This window comes from Stenotrophomonas sp. 22692 (genome assembly GCF_052045015.1).
Classification (GTDB): domain Bacteria; phylum Pseudomonadota; class Gammaproteobacteria; order Xanthomonadales; family Xanthomonadaceae; genus Stenotrophomonas; species Stenotrophomonas geniculata.
In genome coordinates, this window is sequence record NZ_JBQEMR010000001.1 from 71,986 (window position 1) to 89,821 (window position 17,836).

Genomic DNA, 17,836 nt, shown 5'->3' on the forward strand with positions numbered 1-17,836 from the left:
CAAATACGAGCCGTTATCATTTGAGGGTGGCATCCGGTCCTGAGTGGGGCGGGTGCCGGGCGGGGCGTGCAGACGCGCCCGGCCAATCCTTTCCTGTTACGGCTGGTGTTTCATGCACGCACGTCCCGTCGTTCCCGGCTTGCCGGCGCTGGTGTTGGCTGCCCTGATCGGCACCATGGCGATGATGTCCTTCGTCGCTGTGATCGGCCCGGTGGTCCGCATGCTCGGCCTGTCCGAGTGGCATGCCGGCCTGTCGGTCACCGCCGCAGGCGTGCTGTGGATGCTGGCCGCGCGCCCCTGGGGCCAGCTCAGCGACCGCATCGGCCGCAAACGCGTGCTGATGCTGGCGATGAGCGCCTACACCGTCGTCTATATCGCGCTGGCGGTGTTCATCGATGTCGCCCTGCAGGCAGTGCCGCCGGTGCTGGTGTCAGTGCTGGTGCTGGTCGGTGCGCGTGGCCTGATCGGCCTGTTCTACGCGGCTGTGCCTCCTACCGCAGCGGCGCTGATCGCCGACAGGGCACCCACCGGACAGCGTGCAAAATTCCTCGCCCGCCTGGGCAGTGCCAACGCGCTGGGCATGGTGCTCGGCCCGGCCGCCGCGGGCTGGCTGGCCTATACGAATCTGTCGCTGGCGCTGTACGTGGCCGCGCTGCTGCCGTTGCTGGCACTGGCATTGCTGGCCTGGCGCCTGCCGGCTACACCGCCCGTGGTGGGCGCGTCCGCACAGCGCCGCACGCCGATGAGCCGCCTCGACGCGCGCCTGTGCCTGCCGCAGCTGGCAGCGTTCATCGCCATGGTCTCGGTGACTATCGCGCAGGTCACGGTCGGCTTCTTCGCAATTGATCGCCTGGGTCTGGATGCGGCGACCGGCGCGCGCATGGCCGGCATTGCACTCACCGCCGTTGGCGTCGGCCTGATCCTGGCGCAGGCGCTGGTGATGAAGCTGGAGGTGCATCCACGTCGCTGGATCGTCCTCGGCGCTCTCATTTCCGGCATCGGCTTCACTTCGGTGGCGGGCGTGCAGCAGGCCTGGCAATTGCCTGCGGCGTATGCGCTGGCTGCGTTCGGCATGGGCTTCGTATTCCCCTCGTTCCAGGCGCTGGCCGCCGATGCGGTAGAGGCGCACGAGCAGGGCGCCGCCGCAGGCACCGTGGCGGCCGCGCAAGGGCTGGGCATGGTGGCCGGGCCGATGCTCGGCACGCTGTTGTATCGCGGCGGGCCAAGCCTGCCTTACCTGCTGGTGGGCGCGCTGCTGCTGTTGCTGTGCGCGCTGGCCGCAGCGCATCGGATGAAGGAGACCCCATGAACGATTCCCTGATGCAGGGCGCGTGGCCGGAGGCTGCGCCAGCACCACAGGAGAGCACCGACGACGCGTCGCTGTTCCTGCTGCAGCATGCCGGCCAGCACGTGCACGCCCGCGGTTGCCGCGCCACGTTGCCAGCCGGTGCACTGGCGACGTTGGCAGAACGCGTTTCGGAGTTCTTTGCCCAGCAGCGTGGCGGCCCGGGCCTGCTGGTTGGCGCGGTGCCGTTCGAGCCGCGTGCCGACGATGCGCTGTACCAGCCCGAGCGCCTGCTGCCGGCGCTGGCACTGCAGCCGCAGGCCGCACCGCCGCTGGCCGGCGCCCTGCGGGCCGAACCTGTGCCGCAGGACTATGCCGCTGCAGTCGCTGCGGCAGTGCAGGCCTTGCGTGCGCCCGAGCAGAACCTGCATAAGGTGGTGCTGGCGCGCAGCCTGCTGGCACGCACCCGCCAGGCGCTTTCTCCGGACGTGCTGCTGGCACGCCTGGGCGCGGATCCGTCGGTGGCGACCTACGCGGTGCCGCTTCCGGTGGAGCTGGGCCAGGCACCGGCCTGGCTGGTCGGTGCGACGCCGGAGCTGCTGCTGCGCAAGCGCGGCGCCGAACTGTTGTCGCATCCGTTGGCGGGTTCCGCGCGGCGCAGTGCCGATGCCGCCGAGGACGGGCGTGCGGCGCAGGCGCTGCTGGCCTCGACCAAGGACCACGACGAGCACCGCCACGTGGTCGAAGCCATCGTCGAAGGCCTGGCACCGTACTGCAGCCACATCGATGCACAGCCGCGCCCGGTGCTGCATGCCACCGCCAGCATGTGGCACCTCGGCACCCGCATCCACGCCACCCTGAAGGATCCGCAGACATCGGCGGCCGAGCTGTTGGCACAGCTGCATCCCACGCCGGCGGTCTGCGGTACGCCGCGGTTGGCGGCGCTGCAGCGCATCCGCGAGCTGGAACCTGTACCGCGTGGCTTCTATGCCGGCGCCGTGGGTTGGTTGGACGCGCAGGGTGACGGCGACTGGTACGTGGCGATCCGCTGCGCGCGCCTGCAGGGCACGCAACTGCGCCTGTATGCCGGTGCCGGCATCGTCGCCGAGTCGCACCCCGAGGCCGAGGTGGCTGAAACCGCAGCGAAGTTCGCTGCCCTGTTGAACGCGCTGGGTGTCCATGAATCCGCGCCCGCCATCGAGCCTGCCGCATGAATGCTTCCGTTGAATCCTCCCGCCTGCCACTGCAGCAGGTGTGGCCCGACGCGCTGGTGGCGCGCTATCGCGAGGCCGGTCACTGGCGTGGCGAGACCTTCCCGGCGTTCCTGCGCGACCGTGCAGAACGCTATGCCGATGACATCGCGGTGGTCGCCGGCGACGTCCGCCTGAGCTATGCACAGCTGTGGCACGAGGCCGGGCGGATCGGCGCCGGCCTGTTGGCGCTGGGCCTGCAGCCAGGGGGGCGGGTGCTGGTGCAGCTGGGCAACACGGCAGGCTTCATCACCACGGTCTGTGGCCTGTTCCGTGCCGGGCTGGTGCCGGTGTACGCGTTGCCGGCGCACCGCATCACCGAGCTGGTGCACTTCGCCAGCAAGGCCGAAGCCAGTGCCTACATCACCACGGCACTGCACGACGGCTTCGATCACCGCGGGCTGGCGCGGGCGCTGCAGGCCGAGGTCCCGGCGGTTCGCCATGTGGTGATCGACGGCGATGCGGCGGAGTTCGTCGCGCTGGAGGCGCTGCAGGGCGATCGCAGCCAGCTGCCGGTCGATCCGGACCCGCAATCGGTAGCGTTCCTGCAGATTTCCGGAGGCAGCACCGGGCTGTCCAAGCTGATTCCGCGTACCCACGACGACTACATCTACTCGTTCCGCGCCAGCAATGACCTCTGCGGCATAGACCGCGACAGCGTCTACCTGGTCGCGCTGCCGGCTGCGCACAACTTCCCGATGAGCTCGCCCGGCTTCTTCGGCGCGCTGTACGCCGGTGCCCGCGTGGTGCTCAGCCCCGGCCCCGGACCGGATGCGGCCTTCCCGCTGATCGCACGGGAGCGGGTGACCTGCTGTGGCCTGGTGCCGCCGCTGGCGTTGCTGTGGGCGCAGGCCGCCGCCACCAGCAGGCATGACCTGTCCAGCCTGCAGGTACTGCAGGTGGGCGGCGCCAAGCTGGTGCCGGAAGCCGCGCGGCGGGTGATCGACGGCCTCGGCTGTACCTTGCAGCAGGTATTCGGCATGGCCGAAGGGCTGGTGAACTACACCCGCCTGGATGATCCGGAAGAACTGATCGTGGCCTGCCAGGGGCGACCGATCAGTCCGGATGATGAAGTGCGCGTGGTCGATGACCATGACCAGCCGGTGGCCGAGGGCGAGGTGGGGCATCTACTCACCCGTGGCCCGTACACCATCCGTGGCTACCACAACGATGCGGTGGCCAATGCGCGCTCGTTCACCGACGACGGCTTCTATCGCACCGGCGACCGTGTGCAGCAGCTGCCCGGTGGCTATCTGGTGGTACAGGGCCGTGCGGGTGACCACATCAACCGCGCTGGCGAGAAGATCTCCGCTGAGGAGATCGAGGACCACCTGCTGGCGCACCCGGGTGTGTTCGACGCCGCCGTGGTCTCCATTCCCGATGAGTATCTGGGCGAGCGCAGCTGTGCGTTCGTGATCGCGCAGGGCGAACCGTTCAAGGCCCAGGCACTGAAGGCCTGGATGCGCGGGCGCGGCCTGGCGGCGTTCAAGGTGCCCGACCAGGTCGTGTTCGTCGACAGTTTCGATACCACTGCGGTCGGCAAGATCAGCCGCCGCGAACTGCGCGCGCAATTGCGTGCGCGTCATCTGCAACAGACAGGAGGAACGCGCTGATGGCGCTGCCCCGTATTACCGACTATCCCTTGCCGACTGCCGCCGAACTGCCGCAGGCGCGTGGCCCGTGGCGCCCGCAGCGCGATCGTGTGGCTTTGCTGGTGCACGACATGCAGTGCTACTTCCTGGCGGCATTCGACGCCGGCAGCACGCCCTTGCGGCCGGCGGTGGACAACATCGTGCGCCTGCTGGCGCACTGCCGCGCGCACGGCATTCCGGTGTTCTACACCGCCCAGCATGGCGACCAGGATCGCCGTGACCGTGGCCTGCAGGCTGATCTGTGGGGGCCGGGCATGCGCCGCAGCGCCGACCACGAACCGATCATCGAGGCGCTGGCACCGCAGCCAGGCGAGCACGTGCTGGTGAAGCACCGCTACAGCGCCTTCCAGCGCAGCAACCTGGAGACGCTGATGCGGGTACGTGGGCGCGACCAGCTGCTGGTGTCCGGCGTGTACGCCCATATCGGCTGCACCGCGACCGTGGTCGAGGCCTTCCAGCGTGACATCGAGGCCTTCATCGCCGCTGACGCGGTGGCGGACTTCTCGCGTGCCGATCACGATCAGGCGCTGCACTGGATCGCACGCACCAGCGGGGTGCCGATGACCACCGACCAGCTGCTGGAGGTGCTGTGATGGCTGCCACGGGTGAGGTGCTGGATCTGGAGCGGATGCGTGCCGATGTGGCGCGCGTGCTGGAGTGCACACCGGCAGAGATCGGTGACGACGACAACCTGATCGACCTGGACCTGGATTCGATGCGCATGCTCGGCCTGGTCCTGGCCTGGGGCAACACCGGCCTGCCGCTGGAGTTCTCGCAGCTGGCCGAGCACACCACGCTGCGCCAGTGGTGGGGCGTGGTGCAGACGCTGCAGGCCGCACAGAGCGCATGAACGCCGTCGCGCTGGCCACGCCGGTGGCATTGACCGAGGCCCAGGCGGGACTGTGGTTCGCACAGCGGCTGGCACCGGACAACCCGTCGTTCAACACGGCACATGCGGTGTGGATCGAGGGGCCATTGGATGTGGCTACGTTCGTTGCAGCGGCAGACCAGGCCGCAGTTGAGGCAGAGGCCTTCGCGCTGCGCTTTGCCGAAGGGGCCGATGGCCAGCCGCTGCAGTGGCATGACCCCGCACACGTGCCGTTGCTTTCGGTGCGTGATGTGTCCACCGAGACGGATCCCGCCGCTGCGGCACGCAACCTGATGCACGCCGACCGGCTGAGCCCGGTCGATCCCACCCGCGACCGGATCAGTCAGCAGGTGCTGCTTGAGCTGGGCGGGCAGCGCTGGGTCTGGTACCTGCGCGTGCATCACCTGGCGGCCGACGGATACGGCATGGCGCTGTTCACTGATCGCGTGTGCGCGTTGTATGCCGGTCGTACCGGTGAGCCACTGCCGGGGCTGACTGGCGTGCTGGCCGATGATGCCGCCTATCGTGCCGACCCGCGCCGCACGCAGGCCGGGCAGTGGTGGCGCGAGCACATGCAGGGGGCACCGGCGGGCGTCGGCCTGGCCGGTACGCTCGCGGCCAGTGACGACGCGCTGCGCTGGGTGCAGCCGCTCGATGCGGCATTCCGTGAGCAGTTGCTGCAGGTATCGGTACGTTGGTTGCAGCCCTGGCCGGACGTGCTGGCCGCGTTGTCGGCCGAGTACCTGCGGCGGATGAGCGCGGCCGATGAAGTGGTGCTGGGCGTGCCCTACATGGGCCGGCTCGGCAACGCGTCGGCACGGGTACCGGCGATGGTGATGAATGTGTTGCCGCTGCGCGTGGCCGCCGGCGAGGGCAGCGTCGAAACCTTTACCCGCAGCCTGGGCCGGCAGCTCAGCCAAGGGCGCAAGCACGGCCGTTACCGAGGCGAGCAACTGCGCCGGGACCTGGGCCTGGTGGGCGCGCAGCAGCGCCTGCACGGTCCCATGGTAAATGTGCAGCCGTTCTACAAGCCACTGGCGCTGACGGGCGTGCAGGCGACGCTGGAGGTGCTGTGCACCGGGCCGGTGGATGACCTGACGCTGGGCTTCCGCGGCGATGGCCAGCGTCTGCTGGATCTGGAGATCGAGGCCAATCCCGCGCTGTACAGTCGCGAGGATGTCGAGGCGCACGCGGCGCGGTTGCTGCATTTCGTGTCGGCGGCACTGCAGGCTGACGATATCGCAGCCGTACCTCTGGCGACGCCCGAGGAGGCGCAGCAGGTGCTGCACGGTTTCAATGCCACCGCGCACGCGCTGCCGGAGACGACCCTGGTCGAGCTGCTGCAGCAGGGCATGGATCGGGACCCGCACGCGCCGGCACTGGTGTTCGGCGACACTACGCTGGACTACGCAACGCTGGAAGCGCGCAGCTTCGCGCTGGCGGCACAGCTGCGGGCAATGGATGTCGGCCCGGGCAGCGTGGTGGCGGTGGCATTGCCGCGCTCGCTGGAGCTAGTGATCGCTCTGGTCGCGGTGCTGCGAGCAGGCGCGGCCTACCTTCCGCTGGACCTGGCCCATCCCGATGAGCGGCTGGCACGTATTTTCGCGTCGGCACAGCCGGTGTGCGTACTGGCTGCGGCGGACGTATCGGCGCGCGTGGCCGGCGTACCGGTGCTCGCGCCGGAGCAGTGGACTGCGCTGAGTTTTGCCGCACCGTGGGCCGATCCGGCACCTGACGATGCGGCCTACGTGATCTATACCTCCGGCTCGACCGGCGAGCCCAAGGGCGTGGTCATCGAACACCGTGCCATCGTCAACCGCCTGCTGTGGATGCGCGAGCACTACGACATCCGCGCCGATGACCGCGTGCTGCAGAAGACCCCGGCCACCTTCGACGTCTCGGTCTGGGAGTTCTTCCTGCCGCTGCTGTGCGGAGCCACGCTGGTGGTCGCCGGGCCGGACGCGCATCGCGACCCCACCGAACTGGCGCGGCTGATCCGCGAGCATGGCATCACCACGGCGCATTTCGTGCCGTCGATGTTGGATGCCTTCCTCGCTGCACCGGCCTCCGAAGGGCTGCAGCTGCAACGGGTGTTCACCAGTGGCGAGGCACTGGATGATTCGTCCCGGGACCGCTTCCACGCGCGTGTGCACGCCGAGCTGCACAACCTGTATGGCCCGACCGAAGCTGCGGTGGACGTCAGCTACTGGCCGGCGTCGGTGCAGGATCGTTCGCGGCCGGTGCCGATCGGGTTCCCGGTCTGGAACACCCGCCTGTACGTGCTGGACGCCCGGATGCAGCCGGTGCCGGTGGGCGTGCCCGGTGACCTGTACCTGGGTGGCGTCCAGCTGGCGCGTGGCTATCTCGGTCGCGATGACCTGACCGCCGAACGTTTCATTGCAGATCCGTTCCAGGCGGGCGAGCGTATCTACCGCACCGGCGACGTAGCCCGTTGGCGCCGCGATGGTGCGGTCGAGTATCTCGGCCGCAGCGACCACCAGGTGAAACTGCGCGGCTTGCGCATCGAACTGGGCGAGATCGAGGCGGCACTGCGCGAACTGCCTGGCGTGGAGCGCGTGGAAGTGCTGCTGCGCCAGGACGCGCCCGGCGATGCCCGGCTGGTGGCCTATGTGCCAACCGCGCTTGCCGATGCCGTAAAGCTGCGCAGCCACCTCGCCACGCGTGTGCCGGACTACATGGTGCCCTCGGCCTTCGTCGGTGTGGACCAGTGGCCGGTGACCGCCAACGGCAAGCTCGACCGCAACGCGTTGCCGAAGCCACCACAGCATGACGTCGCTGGATTGGCACCGCGCACGCCGCTGGAACAGGAGCTGGCGTTGCTGTTCGCACAGGCGCTTGGGCGTGAGGCGCCGGTGGCGGTGGATGCAGATTTCTTCAGTCTCGGTGGTGATTCGCTGTCGGCGGTGCACCTGCTGCTGGCGATCGAGCAGCGCTGGCGCTGCGATCTGGGTCTGGGTGCCTTGTTTGCGCAGCCCACCGTGGCCGCGCTGGCAGTTCGTATTGCCGAGCCGCCCGCGCTGGCTGATCACGCGCTGGGGCCGGTGATCGCATTGGCCGCGACCGACGCCGCCGGGCCCATGCCGCTGTTCGTGCTGCATCCGGCCGGGGGCATTGCCTGGAACTACCGCACCCTGGCCCGGGCACTGCAGCCGGCACGCCCGGTGTATGGACTGCAGTCGCCGGCACTGGACGCGCGGCAGCCGCTGCCGAGCAGCATCGAGGCGATGGCCAACGACTACGTACAGCGCGTGGTCGCATTGCAGCCAAAGGGGCCGGTGCACCTGCTGGGCTGGTCAGTGGGGGGCATCCTCGCCCAGGCGATGGCGGTGCGCCTGCATGAGATCGGCCGCGACGTCGGCGAACTGGTGCTGCTGGACGCCTATCCCAGCGAGTGCTGGCGGGCCGAGCCGGAACCCGATCCCATTGCCGCATTGCGGGCACTGCTGGCGATTGCCGGCCACGATCCGGATGCACATCCGGAACTCGACAGCCGTGAACGCATTCTGGGGTTCCTGCGCCGTGGCGGCAGTGCACTCGGCAGCCTGCCGGATGTGGTGCTCGATGGCGTGGTGCGCGCGGTGACCGGCACCAATCGACTGATTCGCGAACATATTCACCAACCGTTCGACGGCACGCTGGTGCACGTCCGTGCTGGTCGGGATCATCAGGCGCGGCCACAGCTGCAATCGACGTTGTGGCGGACCCACGCGCGCAGGGTGCAGGCGCTGGAACTGCCGTTCCTGCACGCCGAACTGACCGGCCGCGATGCGGTGGCGCAGCTGGCGCCGTGGTTGTCGGCGCGGCTGCGCCACTGGGATGAGCAACAGGAGATCGCAACATGCAGTTGACCGGTTTCGATGGCCGCGTGGCGTTGGTTACGGGTGCATCCGGCGGCATTGGCGAGGCGTTGGTACGGCTGTTGGCCGAGGCCGGCTGCACGGTGGTGGCGACCGATCGCGAGACGCCGCGCGTGGCCGATACCCGGGTGAAGTCGCTCGCACTCGATGTAACCGACAGCGCCGCCGTGGACGCCTTGGTGGATCAGGTCGAGTCCAGCATCGGGCCGATCATGCTGGCCGCCAGCGTGGCCGGCGTACTGCATGTGGGCGGCGTCACCGGGACCACCGACGACGACTGGCGCCGGGTGTTTGCAGTCAATGCCGATGGCGTGTTCCATGTCGGAAGGGCGTTGGCGCGGGTGATGTCACCGCGTCGGCAGGGCGCGATGGTTACCGTCAGTTCGAATGCGGCCGGTGTACCAAGGCACGGCATGGCGGCCTATGCGGCCTCCAAGGCCGCCGCCACGATGTTTACCCGCTGCCTCGGGCTGGAACTGGCGCCGCTGGGCATCCGCTGCAACATCGTTGCCCCGGGTTCAACACTGACCCCAATGCAGACCGGCATGTGGCTGGACGAGCATGGTGCCGAGCGGGTGATCGCCGGCACCCTTGAAACCTACAAGGCCGGCATTCCGCTGCGCAAGCTGGCCACCCCGGAGGACATCGCGCACTCGGTGATGTTCCTGCTCTCCGAACAGGCCGGGCATGTGGCGATGAGCGACCTGTATGTGGACGGCGGCGCCACCCTGCGTGGGTGAGCTTTTGTAGAGCCGAGCCCATGCTCGGCTGTTCCTTCAGAGATACGGATGCCTGAAGGAAAAGCAGCCGAGCATGGGCTCGGCCCTACAACAAACAGCGGGTTGATCCGGTAGCGGCGGGCCAAGCCCGGCGACGATTCAAGGCAGGGTCAGGCGGTACACCAGCACGCGGTTGTCGTTGTCGTACGGGCTGTCGCAGGCCTGGCCCTGCATGCGGCAGTGGCGGGCGATGAAGTCGTTGTCGTTGCCGATCAGCAGCAGTACGTCGTTCGGGTGCTGCGGGTCCAGCGCCGGCAGCACGTCCATGGCTTCCCACTTCTCTGACAGCAGTCCGGCATGTGGGCCGCGCTTTGTGTCCAGGTCCAGCCCGGCACGGGCCAACTGCGGGCGGTCCAGCAGGTTCAGCAGTTCGTCGCTGCGTGCTGGCATGATCTCCGGCTTCAGCGCGGTGTCGGTCGGGTCGGCCAGAACCGAGGCCGTGCCGGTTTCATAAGCACGTTCGGCCAGGTTGGTGGCATCGGCCACATCGACCAGCAGCACCGACTTGTAGACGATCGGGTCGTCGCCGTCCTTGCCCAGCCCGTTTCCGTCGCGGGCCAGCAGCAGAAAGCGATGGCCGTCCAGCGCGCGCAGCTCGCTCTGCGCCGCGGTTCGGTCCAGCTTGCCCTTGCCGTCGTGCGCGTAGGCAGGCAAAGCCATCACGTAATGGCCGATCGGCTGCTGTGGCGTTGGCGAGGCCGTCACGTCGTAGACCAGCACGCGGGTGTTGATGCGGCCCGCCGCGTTGCCCTGCGCGCTGTCCTGCAGCGTCGCGCTCTGCAGGGCGACGAACAGGCGGCTGCCGTCGGGTGACAGGCCCATGCCTTCCACGCCCTGGTTGTTGCGTCGACCGGTCTGCGGTGGCGCCAGCGAACCGAACGCCGGCTTGCCGTCGCGCTGCGGACGGATCGCGGGTGGTGCCACGATCACACCCTGCACCTGGCCCTGCGCATCGAAGTAGTAGACGTTGGCGGTGTACTCGTCGCCGATATAGAAGTGGCCATCTGCGGTGAACTGCAGTGACTCAGCATCCAGCGAGACCTTGCCCGCACCGGCGCCGCTGGCCGGCGAAGGCAGCACCACCTGGCGCTGAGTGACCGTGTGGTCGCCCGGGTCGGCACCGGTGAACGGCTGCCCGTTGAAATCCTTCAGTACCACGCCCTTGTCGGGCACCATCGCCAGCGTGCCAAGCTCGGGCTCTCCCGGGGAAACGTCGATGCGCAGCTGCATGCGCTCGACGCGGCCGGTGTAGTCGTAGAACAGGCCAGCCTCGGGATCGTTGCGGCCGCGGTCGGGCAGGGTCCACAGCACGCCTTCGTAGCCGTTGGCAGTGCGCTTCCAGGTGCCGGGCTGCACCGCCAGCGACGAGAACGATCCCAGCGTGTCGCCCAGGAAGTCCACCGTGCCCGCCGGCACCCGCCCGGCGGCGACCAGGCCTTTGTCCACATAGGTGCGACCGCCCAGCTGCAGGGTGCGCGGCGCTGCGCCCGTCGCCTCATGCGGAGCGGAGTATCCGCTGGCGGAGAGAGTGGCCAGCAGCAGGGCGGTCGTGAGCATGAGTGGACTCCGGGCGGTCAATCAGAAGCGAAGGTCGATCGTACCGAACACCTGGCGCGGTGCCGAGGCATGGAACACGTACAGCTTGCCGGCCGGGTCGCTGGGTGCGAACACGCTCGAATCCAGGTTGCTGGCATAGCGCTTGTTGGTCAGGTTGGTCACGTTGAACGACAGGCGCACGCCCTTGGCGAAGCCGACCTGGCCGAAGTCATAGCCACCGGCCAGATCGAACACGGTAAAGCCGCCGAAGCCCTGGTCGTTGGTGTAGGTGTAGAAGCGTTCGCCGGTGTACTTGCCGCGCAGGCTGGCAAACCAGCCGTCGTCGCGCCAGGTGATCTCGGTGGCCAGCAGCTGCTTGGGCGTATCGGTCTGGATCTTGCCCTTGATCTGCTGCTCGACGCCCGCCTGCACGTAGTTGGACGCATAGGTCGAGCGGTTCAGCGAGGCCGAGGTGTACCAGCTGAAGTGCTCGTTCGGGGTCCACAGCACGGTCAGCTCGGCGCCGCGGCTGTCGACGCCGCCCACGTTGTAGAAGCGGTTGCCGCAGGTCGGGCCGACCGGCTGCCGCGAGTCGCAGGGGTTGTACTGCAGCAGGCGGTTGTCGAAGCGCACGCTGTAGGCCGCGACCGAGGCCTGCAGGGTATCGGTGACGAAGCGGTAGCCGGCCTCCAGCGAGCGGGATTCTTCCGGCTTCAGGTTGCCCTGCGCGTTCCAGGTGGCCTGGCTGACTGCCTGCGGGCCCAGCTTGAAGCCGCCCTGGAACATGGCGATGTTCTCGGCGTAGCTGGCGAACACTTCGTGATGCTCGGCCAGGCGGAAGTTGGCGCCGATGCTGGGCAGGAAGTTCTTGCTGGCCTTCAGTGAGCCGGTGGCGAACTGGTTGTTGGAGGTCGGCGAGATCGGCGCCTTCGCGTCGCCCGGCAGGGCCTGCGCATCGGAGGTGGCATGCGGGCTCTTGGCACCGAACTCCAGGGTCAGGCGATCATCGAGCAGGCGCCAGGTGTCCTTCAGGAAGAACTGGTGGGTCTTCCAGCGCGTGCGCTGGGCGAACACACCGACATCGGAGGGCAGGGTGTTCATGCCACTCAGGTCGCGCGGGCCGTCCACGGCGGTCTGGTAGCGCTCGGCGCTGCTGGTGTTGCGCTCGTACCAGACGCCGCCCTCGATGCGGTGCGCGCCCAGTTCCCAATCGAACGACAGCGTGCCGCCATCGCGGTCGATGGTATAGATCGTGTTGCGGAAGATGATCGGGATTTCCTGCGCGGTGCCCTTGTTCGACCACGCTCCGCTGTTCCAGTTGTGGCCTTCGCCGCGGTCGTCGTGGTGGTAGGCCAGGGCACGCAGGCTGAAACCATCGGCCAGGAAGAAATCGCCGGCCAGGTAGTACAGGTTGTCATCGCGCAGGATCTGCCCGGCGGTGAACGCACCGTCGGCATCCTTGTCCGGGCCGCTGCTATCGCACTTCTTCGCGTTGAAGCTGGCGGTATTGCAGTAGGCCTTGGCCACGGCCGTGTTCCAGTCCGGCGCATAGCCGCCCCAGTCCCAGCCCAGCCCGCGCGACATCTCGTCCTTGGACAGGTAGAAGTAGTCCGCCTGGGTAGTGCGCGAGGTATCGACGAAGCCGGTGATCTGGCCGCGGCCAAAGTTCCACACGCCCTTGGCGTTGAACTGCTTGGTGGTGGATCTGTTGTAGGCGGTCTGGTCGTTCCACAGATCGGAGACGGCATTCATGCCGGAGATATAGCCGGAGAAACCGTTGTACTCGCCGCTGTCCACGCGCACGAAGGTGCGGCGGTTGGCATCGCTGCCGAAGGTCTGCACCACGCGGCCGCCGAGTTCCTGGGCCGGGCGGTCGGAGGTGTACGAGATGGTGCCACCGAGGTTGCTGGTGGACGGCGTGCCGAGGCTGCCGATACCCACGGCCAGTTCGGCGCCGGCCATGTTCTCGCTGATCAGCGCACGGTTGATGGTCAGGCCGTTGTAGTTGTTGTACGCGCCATCGCCCAGCGGCACGCCATCCAGCGTGTAGCCGAGGCGGGTGGAGTTGAAGCCACGCAGGCTGAGAGTCATCGACTGCTCGTTGGTGCCCAGCGCATCGGCCGACTGCGCGTTGACGCCCGGCAGCAGGTTCAGGGTCTTCTGCAGGCTGGTACCCGGCGGCAGGATGTCGAGGTTCTCGCGGGTGATGCGCTGCACCTGGCGCGCTTCACCGCTGCCGATCACCGAAACCGCATCGAGGTCGGTGGCGGACGTGCCATGGGAGGTCGGGGCAGCATCCTGCGCCCAGGCCGCGGGAGCAAGCGCGATCGACAGCGCGGCGGCCAACAAAGTCTTCGTCATGTTGCAGACACTCAGGCAGGCACGAGCCACCGCGCTGGCGCGGAGCTCATGGAATTGAAAAGGGGAGACAAGCGATGCGACTGCAGGCGCTGCACGCGCCGTGGGTCCACGTGAAAATGGTGCGCTAGACAGATGACTGTCTGGTGACACCGCTACACGCGTGGCATGCCGGAGCATGCATTGATATATGCCAACCTTGGTTGGCATGCGCGGCGTCGTTGGTGGAACGCCAACCAAGGTTGGCGTCTACGGGGGCGCCGAACGAGGTCGGCGTCACTGTGCGATCAACCCGCGTTGCGCGGCTTGCGCGTGCGCTTCGGCTTTGCGGTGTCACCACCGCTCACGGCACCGTCCTGCAGCGCCTGCAGCCAGGACAGGGTGTCCACGTAGTCGATGAAATGGCGCAGGTAACCTGGGCTGGTGGCCTGCAGCGTGTCCAGCATGCGCTGCACCAGCACCGCCGAGTTCAGCGGGCCGCCGTCAGCCGGAGCCTCGGCGCGCAGCGAGCGGCGCACCTGCAGTTCGCTGCGCAGTTCCGACCACTCGCGCTGTACCTGCTGCAGCATCGGCACCCGCGGGTAATGCGGCAGCGAGCGCGACCCCGCATCGAGGTCGCGCACCAGTGCGCGCAGTCCCTCCAGTGCGGGCGGCTTACTTGGCATCCGGGGCCTTGGGCTTGGGAATCGGCGCGATCTCCACGCGACGGTTGCGTGCGCGTCCTTCCTCATTGGCATTGGAACTGACCGGCTGCTCGCTGCCGAACGCGGCGGCGAACACGGCGTCAGCCGGTACGCCATCGGCGATCAGGGTACGGGTCACGGTCAGCGAACGTTGCGCGGACAGCTCCCAGTTGTCGGCGAAGCGGCGGTTGCCTTCGCGCACCGGCGCATCATCGGTGAAGCCGCTGACCATGAGGATTTCTTCGCGACTGCCCAGATAGGCGGCCAGCGGTGCCGCCAGGCTGCGCAGCAGCTCCTGGCCTTCCGGCTGCAGCTGGTCGGAGTTGAGCGCGAACAACACGCTGCCGCTGATGCCGATGCGGCCGTCAACCAGCGTCACGCGACCGGCAGCCAGCGGGCCAGCCAGTGCCTGTTCGAGCGTCTGCAGGCGCTTGGCTTCGGCCTGGCGCTGCTTCACTTCCTGGTCCAACCGCTGCGACAGCTCCAGCTGCACCGCGACCACACCCACCAGGATCAGCACGAACGCACCCAGCAGCACCGACATCAGGTCGCCGAAGGCGGCCCAGATCGGGGCGTGTGAGCCGCCATCGACCTCCAGCTCGTCGCTCATGCGCTGCCGGCCTTGCCGCGGCGCGTGGCCAGCTGCTGCAGTTCTTCCATCACCTGCTTCTGCGACAGCAGGCTGAGGTCGACCACCTCGCGCGCCTGTGCCACGTAGTAGGCCAGCTGCTCATCGCTGCGGGCCAGCGAGGCATCCAGTGCGCCGCCAATCTGTTCCAGGCGGCCGGAAAGCTCGGTGGAGGCACTGCCGAACTGCGCGACCGCCTCACCAAAGGTGCTGGCCAACTGGCCCACTTCACCGGCGCTGCCGTTGAGCGCTGCGGCGATGCCGTCCAGCTTCCCGGTCTCGGCGGCGATATGGTCGGTGAAGCGGTTGCCGACGCGCTCCAGCAGCTCGGCCGAACCGCCGACCAGCGCGTCCACGGCGGTGCGCTGTTCGTGCGAGGCATGGTTGATCGCATCGAGCAGGGTCTGCACGGTGGCCAGCAGGCGACCGCGTTCTTCCAGCATTGCGTTGTCACGCACCAGGCTTTCAGAGAGCGTGCTGCGCAGTTCGTTGATGACGTCGGCAGCGGCCTTCGGCGCGGCTGCCGCGGTCTGCAGCAGGGTGGAGACTTCGGCCAGCGTTGCGCTGGCCTGTGCACGACCGTTCTCGCCGATCTGCTGTGCGGTCGCCGCCAGCGTGTCGCAGACCTGCTGCTGCTGCGCAGCCAGGCGCTCGCCGTTGGCCCGCAGGCGCTCGGCCAGGTCGGTGGAAACGTGCTGCAAGGCATCGCTCCAGCGCTGCAGGCGCTGTTCGTCGCCGGCCTGCAGCTGCGCATGCAGCGCGGCATGGGCTTGCTGCAGTTCGGCGCTGACCGCGTCCCAGCGCGCCTGGCGCTGCTGTTCGCGAGTGTCCAGGCAGGCCTGCAGTTCGGCGTGCGCAGCTGCGGCGGCAGCCTGGGCGGCCTGCCACTGCTGCGAGCGCTGCTGTTCGTGGTCCTGCAGCAACGACTGGCTGGCGTCGTGACGCTGCTCCAGTGCCCGCAGCAATGCCTGCGCATGCTCGTCCAGCTGCTGGCCGGCCGCCAGCAGCGCCTGCTGCTGGCGCTCGACCAGCGCGCTGTTCAGTGCCTGCTGCTGCTCGATGGCGGCGCGCCAGGCCTCGGCGTTGCCGTTGGCATCGGCCTGCAGGCGCTCGCCGATGCGCGCGACCAGTGCTTCGGCCTGCGTGCCCTGGCCATCGCTGAAGGCCTGCAGGTGCTGGCGCAGATCGTCCACCAGGGCCTGCTGTGCCTGGCTCTGTTCACTCACCACCTTGGCCCAGCTGGCTTCGGTCGCAACGCGGCTGCGCTCGAAACCGTCGCTCAGGCCAGCCAGCTGCTGCTGCACGGCCTGCTCGACGCGGGCGTGCAGTGCTTCGCTGTGACGGGCCAGGCCAGCCAGCGTGGTCTCGGCCATCGGCTGCAGCGCACCGCCGATGGCGGCGGCGCTGGCTTCGGCGCCTTCGCGCAGCGACTGCTGCAGCGAGACCGCCAGACGCTCCTGCAGCGCCTGGCTCTGGGTCAGGAATTCGGCCTGGCCGGCCAGCAGGCGCTCGTTGGCGGCCGTGCTGTGCTGTTCAAAGGTCTGTGTCATCGCCTGTAGGCGGTCGACCAGTGCCGGCAGCGCGGCGGACTGTGCCTGCAGCAGGCGCAACGACTCGGCGCGCTGCCAGGCCTGCGAGTAGGGATGCAGGTCGCCTGCAATGGCCCGGTCCAGCTGCTGCACGGCCTGCAGCCGATCCCGACGCAGCAGCGCCGCCAGCAGGCCGAGCATGGCCGAGCTGGCCACACCGGCGATCGAGGTACCGAATGCCACCGCCAGGCCCTGCACCGGCGAGGCCAGCGAGCCGCGGATGGCGGCCATGTCGGTCGCGCTCTGCAGGGCCAGTCCGGTGCCACGCAGCGTGTCCATCATGCCCAGCAGGGTACCGAGCATGCCCAGCAGCACCAGCAGGCCGACCAGGTAAGGGGTCAGCACCGGTGCGGGCAGGGCGGTGCGCTCGCCCTCCACGCGCAGGCGCACGGCGTTGCGCAGGCCTACCGGCACGCGCTCCAGCCAGGGGGAGAGGCTTTCCTTCGCGCTGGACAGGTCGTTCAGTGCGGCGCGCAGGCCGTTGCTGGCCTGGCGGTAGCGGTACAGCTCCACGCCACCGGCGATGTAGCAGGCCGCGATGATCGCCGCCACCGCTGCACCCAGCGGATGCACCGAAACGTAGCCAATGCCGATCCAGCACACGGCCAGCAGGCCGACAAGGAAGACAACGACATGGAAAGCAGTTCTGGACATGGTGTTCCGGTCAGTGGGAGCGCAGGGCGTCTTGCAGCCCTTCGATCGGGTGGAAGCGCAGCTGCAGCTCGGCGAGCAGCAGCGTGCGCATGTCATGGCGGAAGGCCGTGCGCCAGCCGGGCTGGCCGTGCACGCGTTCAAATCGGGCGCCGAGCACGGCCGGCGCAGTGGCCAGCAGGCTGTGCTCGCGCGGGGTGAGGGTCTGTTCCATCACCGCATCGACCTCGGCCAGCCGCGCCAGCTCGGGCGAAACCTGCACCAGCTGGTCGCGCAGGCGGCCGCGCAGGCGGCCCGTGGCGGTCTGGATGGCCTGCTGCAGTACCCGGTAGCGCTGGCGCAGCGAGGCGAAGTTGGGTGCGGCGGCAGCTTCGGCCAGGTCCAGCAGGCGCTCGGCCTCGGCATCCTCGCGGATCGAGGCCAGCAGGCTGGCGTGCGCCTGGGCACAGTCGGCCAGCACATCCTCGACCGCTTCGACGGCTTCACCGGGCTCGGGCAGGCGTCCGCCGAGCGCCCCGGACAGGGCCACGGCACGGCTCCAGTCCACCCACTGGCCGAGGCGATCGGTCAGGGCGGGACTGGTGGCCGGCATCGCGCCGTCGCTGAGACGGGCGAGCAGGCGGAGGAACTCCGGTCCACCCAGGACCGGCTGCGCTGCGTTCGCCATCAAGGGGTGTGG

Annotated in this window: 13 protein-coding genes; 7 read left to right on the forward strand and 6 right to left on the reverse strand. The window is 68.5% G+C overall.

Features of this window, described 5'->3' with window-relative positions:
* The first annotated feature begins 112 nt into the window (after window positions 1-112).
* Genes ACTJJM_RS00315 through ACTJJM_RS00345 form a run of 7 tightly spaced genes read left to right on the forward strand, consistent with a single transcriptional unit; the run spans window position 113 to window position 9,673 of the window.
* Complete coding sequence (locus ACTJJM_RS00315) at window positions 113-1,309, forward strand: MFS transporter (RefSeq protein WP_021204252.1); 1,197 nt, start codon at window positions 113-115, stop codon at window positions 1,307-1,309.
* Window positions 1,306-2,499 (forward strand): isochorismate synthase, encoded by a 1,194-nt coding sequence (locus tag ACTJJM_RS00320; protein WP_049455095.1) that lies wholly within the window; start codon window positions 1,306-1,308, stop codon window positions 2,497-2,499. Before ACTJJM_RS00315 ends, ACTJJM_RS00320 begins: the two co-directional genes overlap by 4 nt.
* Window positions 2,496-4,148: a (2,3-dihydroxybenzoyl)adenylate synthase gene (locus ACTJJM_RS00325; protein WP_313411599.1), complete on the forward strand. Its 1,653-nt coding sequence runs from the start codon at window positions 2,496-2,498 to the stop codon at window positions 4,146-4,148. Before ACTJJM_RS00320 ends, ACTJJM_RS00325 begins: the two co-directional genes overlap by 4 nt.
* Window positions 4,148-4,780, forward strand: a complete 633-nt coding sequence (locus ACTJJM_RS00330) for an isochorismatase family protein (RefSeq protein WP_313411601.1) — start codon at window positions 4,148-4,150, stop codon at window positions 4,778-4,780. Before ACTJJM_RS00325 ends, ACTJJM_RS00330 begins: the two co-directional genes overlap by 1 nt.
* Window positions 4,780-5,037 (forward strand): phosphopantetheine-binding protein, encoded by a 258-nt coding sequence (locus ACTJJM_RS00335; RefSeq protein ID WP_019337842.1) that lies wholly within the window; start codon window positions 4,780-4,782, stop codon window positions 5,035-5,037. Before ACTJJM_RS00330 ends, ACTJJM_RS00335 begins: the two co-directional genes overlap by 1 nt.
* Window positions 5,034-8,924: an enterobactin synthase subunit F gene (locus ACTJJM_RS00340; RefSeq protein ID WP_311068577.1), complete on the forward strand. Its 3,891-nt coding sequence runs from the start codon at window positions 5,034-5,036 to the stop codon at window positions 8,922-8,924. Before ACTJJM_RS00335 ends, ACTJJM_RS00340 begins: the two co-directional genes overlap by 4 nt.
* Window positions 8,915-9,673, forward strand: a complete 759-nt coding sequence (locus ACTJJM_RS00345) for a 2,3-dihydro-2,3-dihydroxybenzoate dehydrogenase (protein WP_043396371.1) — start codon at window positions 8,915-8,917, stop codon at window positions 9,671-9,673. Before ACTJJM_RS00340 ends, ACTJJM_RS00345 begins: the two co-directional genes overlap by 10 nt.
* A 138-nt stretch (window positions 9,674-9,811) precedes the next feature.
* Here ACTJJM_RS00345 and ACTJJM_RS00350 read toward each other — a convergent pair whose 3' ends face one another.
* The 6 genes from ACTJJM_RS00350 to ACTJJM_RS00375 all read right to left on the reverse strand — a co-directional run bounded on the left by ACTJJM_RS00350 (window position 9,812) and on the right by ACTJJM_RS00375 (window position 17,824).
* On the reverse strand, window positions 9,812-11,269 hold the full coding sequence (locus ACTJJM_RS00350) for an esterase-like activity of phytase family protein (RefSeq protein ID WP_049455099.1): 1,458 nt from the start codon (window positions 11,267-11,269) through the stop codon (window positions 9,812-9,814).
* A 21-nt stretch (window positions 11,270-11,290) separates the two neighbouring features.
* Window positions 11,291-13,609, reverse strand: a complete 2,319-nt coding sequence (locus tag ACTJJM_RS00355) for a TonB-dependent receptor (RefSeq protein WP_049455100.1) — start codon at window positions 13,607-13,609, stop codon at window positions 11,291-11,293.
* 284 nt (window positions 13,610-13,893) lie between these two features.
* Window positions 13,894-14,271, reverse strand: a complete 378-nt coding sequence (locus ACTJJM_RS00360) for a DUF2894 domain-containing protein (protein WP_049455101.1) — start codon at window positions 14,269-14,271, stop codon at window positions 13,894-13,896.
* Window positions 14,261-14,899: an OmpA family protein gene (locus ACTJJM_RS00365; protein ID WP_005409939.1), complete on the reverse strand. Its 639-nt coding sequence runs from the start codon at window positions 14,897-14,899 to the stop codon at window positions 14,261-14,263. The genes ACTJJM_RS00360 and ACTJJM_RS00365 overlap by 11 nt, the downstream gene beginning before the upstream one ends.
* The gene (locus ACTJJM_RS00370) at window positions 14,896-17,160 is read right to left on the reverse strand and encodes a DUF802 domain-containing protein (RefSeq protein ID WP_049455102.1); all 2,265 of its coding nucleotides are present in this window, start codon (window positions 17,158-17,160) and stop codon (window positions 14,896-14,898) included. The genes ACTJJM_RS00365 and ACTJJM_RS00370 overlap by 4 nt, the downstream gene beginning before the upstream one ends.
* Before the next feature lie 10 nt (window positions 17,161-17,170).
* Entirely contained in the window at window positions 17,171-17,824 is a 654-nt protein-coding gene (locus tag ACTJJM_RS00375) for a DUF3348 family protein (protein WP_049455103.1), read from the reverse strand.
* Window positions 17,825-17,836 lie beyond the last annotated feature (12 nt).